Annotated in this window: 3 protein-coding genes; 1 reads left to right on the top strand and 2 read right to left on the bottom strand. The window is 75.1% G+C overall.

Annotation, left to right across the window (positions count from 1 at the left end; all coding sequences use genetic code 11):
- Nucleotides 1–117: 117 nt before the first annotated feature.
- Both M3N57_07805 and M3N57_07810 read right to left on the bottom strand, forming a co-directional pair.
- The gene (locus M3N57_07805) at nucleotides 118–1,623 is read right to left on the bottom strand and encodes a YifB family Mg chelatase-like AAA ATPase (protein ID MDP9022587.1); all 1,506 of its coding nucleotides are present in this window, start codon (nucleotides 1,621–1,623) and stop codon (nucleotides 118–120) included.
- The gene (locus M3N57_07810; GenBank protein ID MDP9022588.1) at nucleotides 1,623–1,997 is read right to left on the bottom strand and encodes a YraN family protein; all 375 of its coding nucleotides are present in this window, start codon (nucleotides 1,995–1,997) and stop codon (nucleotides 1,623–1,625) included. Before M3N57_07810 ends, M3N57_07805 begins: the two co-directional genes overlap by 1 nt.
- Before the next feature lie 213 nt (nucleotides 1,998–2,210).
- Here M3N57_07810 and M3N57_07815 point away from each other — a divergent pair.
- On the top strand, nucleotides 2,211–3,574 hold a 1,364-nt coding region (locus M3N57_07815; protein MDP9022589.1), incomplete at its 3' end, for a hypothetical protein.

Raw genomic sequence — 3,574 nt, forward strand, 5'->3', positions numbered from 1 at the left:
CCTCCCGGACGACCGTGCGGGGATCGCCGCGGGGGCCCAGCAGCCGGGCCGCCACGCGGGCTAGCAGCTGCGGGTCCGTGCCGGACGCCGCGACCCGCGCGAAGGGGTCCGCGGCGCTCACGCGACCGGTGCCAGCCGGTAGGCGACGGCCTCCTCGACGTGTGCGACGTCGATCAGGTCGGCACCGTCGAGGTCGGCGATGGTGCGCGCCACCCGCAGGCAGCGATCGAACCCGCGTGCGGTCAACCCGAGTGCGTCCACCGCCCGACCCAACGCGGTCAGGGCCTGGCGCTGGGAGGTGGCACGCACGGCCGCAGCTGACGCGTCGCGCGTGAGCCGGCCGGCGCCCCACCGTTCCTCGGCGCGCGCACGCGCCCGGGCGACCTCGGCGGCCACCACCGCGGACGGTTCGCCGTCGGGCGGTCCGAGCAACCGGTCGCGATCGACCGGTCGTACCTCGACCGCCAGGTCGATGCGGTCCAACAGTGGGCCCGACAACCGCGAGCGGTAGCGGTCGACCTGGTCGGGGCGGCACCGGCACGGGCGGATCCGGTCACCCAGGTGACCGCACGGACAGGGGTTGGTCGCCGCGACCAGGAGGACCTTGGCCGGGTACCGCACGATGGCGCGGCTGCGGACGATGGTGATCGTGGCGTGTTCGAGCGGCTGGCGCAGTGCGTCGAGCACCCAGCGTGGGACCTCCAGCAGCTCGTCGAGGAAGAGCACGCCGAGGTGCGCCAGGGACACCTCGCCAGGACGGGCGATCCCGCTCCCCCCGCCGATCAGTCCTGCGACCGACGCGGTGTGGTGGGGGTCGCGGAAGGGCGGCCGCAGACACAGCGGGGCATCGGGGGGGCGGACGCCGGCGACCGAGTGCACCGCCGCGACCTCCAGCGCCTGGTCGACCGTGAGCGGCGGGAGGATCCCGGGCAGCCGCCGGGCCAGCATCGACTTGCCGCAGCCGGGGGGACCAGCCAGGAGCAGGTGGTGGCCTCCGGCCGCAGCCAGGACCACCGCCCGCCGCGCGACCGGCTGGCCGCGGACGTCGAGGAGGTCGGGGACGGGCTCGGCAGCCATCGGCGCAGGCTCGCCCGGTGGGCGCGCTGGTCGGTCACCGCGGAGGACGGCCACGGCCTCGCGCAGGTCGACGACGGGGATCACCCGCAGGTCGTCGACGAGGTCGGCCTCGACCGCAGCGCGGTCGGGGACGACCAGCCGGTCACAGCCGGCCCGCCGCGCGGCGACCGCGACCGGGAGGACCCCCGGGACCGGCCGGGTCCGTCCGTCGAGGCCGAGCTCGCCGTGGGCGTAGACGCCTGACAGCGCGTCGAGTGGCACCTGGTCGGTCGCGCCCAGCACCGCCAGGGCGATCGGCAGGTCGAACCCGGCACCGGTCTTGGGGAGCGCCGCCGGGGCGAGGTTGACCACCACCCGGCCCGATGGCCAGGCGAGGTCGCTGCGCTGGATGGCGGCGCGCACGCGGTCGCCGGCCTCACGCACGGCCGTGTCGGGGAGACCGACCAGCCGGAGCTGTGGCAACCCCGATCCCGTGGAACACTCCACCCGCACCGGACGGCCCTCCAGGCCGGCGAGGGCCACCGCGCCGGTGATCGCCAGCGCCATCAGAACGCCGCCGGGACGTGCACGACGGTGGGCGCCTGCGCGGCGCGTGTCACGACGCCGATCACGTCGAAGCGCACCACCCAGCGCCCGGCTCCCGCCTGTTGCAGGTAGGCGGTCGCCAGCGCCCGGATCCGGGCCTGCTTCCGCCACGTCACCGCCTCGAGCGGCCCCCCGAAGCGTTCCCCACGGCGGGTCTTGACCTCCACGAACGCGAGCACGTCACCGCGGACGGCGACGATGTCGACCTCCCCGCGCAGCTGGACGCCGTGCGGCCTCCAGTTCCGGGCCGCGATGCGGTAGCCGCGTTCACGCAGGTACGCGGCGGCGAGGTCCTCACCGGCCGTGCCCAGCCGCTGGTTGGGACGTTGGCGCATGCGGCGACGCTACGGCCCACCGCGTTGCCGCGGACCACACGCCGCGTTCCGGCTGGGGACAACCTCCGGATGTGGTGATCACCGCGCTTCCCTCTTGGGGCGCCCAGACGGCAAGATGTGCCACCACCGCTCAGAGGGGACGCGTTGCCGCCGCAGGCTCACGACGTCAAGCGCCCGCGGTGGCGCCCGCGGTGGCGCCCGGTGTGGCGCCCGGTGCGGCGCATCGCCATGGCCGGCGTGGCCCTCGGGTGCGTCGCGGCGCTGTCGACCCCTGCGGCCGGAGCCGAGGCGGTCGAGCGCGTCGGCGACCCAAGCGCTGGTTCGGCGTCGCTGTCGGCCGACGCCGCGACGGTCGTGTTCACCACCGCTGCGGGGGTCCACGCCGTCGATCGCCCCGGCGGGATCGCCCAGCGCATGGACGTGTCCGACTCCGGCACGCCAGCCAACGGCGAGCCGACCCGTGACGCCGCTGGGCCGGTGTCGTCCGCCGACGCCGGCGTCGTGGCGTTCAGCTCCCACGCCAGCAACCTGGTCGCCGGTGACACCAACGGCGTCGCCGATGTGTTCGTCCGTGATCGTCGGGTGGGACGAACGGCGCGGGTCTCCGTCGGTCGCGGCGGCATCGAGCCGAGATGCGCGCTCGGCATGACGTGCAACGGCAGCGTGGTCGGCGACATCTCCGCCGACGGTCGCTTCGTCGCGTTCACGTCCGACCTGGGCAACCTCGTCGACAGCGACGCCAACGGGCTCGACGACGTGTTCGTCCACGATCGGCGGACGGGGACCACCGAGCTGATCTCGGTGTCGGCGCACGGCATCGCCGGCGACCTCGACAGCCGCGCACCGGCGATCTCGGCGGATGGCCGCTTCGTGGCCTTCAGCTCCAACGCGACCAACCTGGTCCCCGACGCTCCGACCTGCGTCGGACGCAACCTCTACGTCCGTGACCGCGCCACGAGGACCACCAGCACCGCGATCCCCGGCCGCTGCGCGGACGTCCGCGGCGGTGTGGCGATGTCCGCCGACGGCCGGCGCGTGGCGTTCGCGTCGCTGGCCTCTGACCTCGTCGACGGCGATGACAACGGCGCCGTCGACGTGTTCGTCCGCGACGTCGCCGACGGCCGGACCGTGCTCGTGTCGCGCGCCCCGGATGCGACGCCGGGTAACGGTGACAGTGGGCAGGGTGAACCGGCCCTGTCCCCCGACGGTCGCTACGTCGCGTTCGCCTCCCGAGCGACCAACCTCGTCGACGGCGACCGCAACGGCGCCGTCGACGTGTTCGTCCACGACCTCGAGACCAGCCGGACTGTGCGCGCGTCGGTCGCGCCGAGCGGCCACGAGCACAGCGGCGGGGCGAGCGTGTACGCAGGCGCGCTGTCGCACGCTGGCCGCGTGATCGCCTTCGGGCTCGCCGGGACCGACGCGGGCGACGACGCGACCTTCGGTCCAGGCGTGATCGTGCGTACCGTGCAGTGGCGCACCGGCGGGAACGGACCCGCGGCCGACCCTGCGGGGACCGCGGCTGACCACCAGGCAGAGCAGGTCCGCAGCCACACGCCGCCGGCGCTGCGTGGGCC

Source organism: Actinomycetota bacterium (assembly GCA_030776725.1).
Classification (GTDB): domain Bacteria; phylum Actinomycetota; class Nitriliruptoria; order Nitriliruptorales; family JAHWKO01; genus JAHWKW01.

Excerpts from the sequence above, each read along its gene's own strand:
- M3N57_07805 (MDP9022587.1), bottom strand. The coding sequence starts at position 1,623 with ATGGCGCTGGCGATCACCGGCGCGGTGGCCCTCGCCGGCCTGGAGGGC.
- M3N57_07810 (MDP9022588.1), bottom strand. The coding sequence starts at position 1,997 with ATGCGCCAACGTCCCAACCAGCGGCTGGGCACGGCCGGTGAGGACCTC.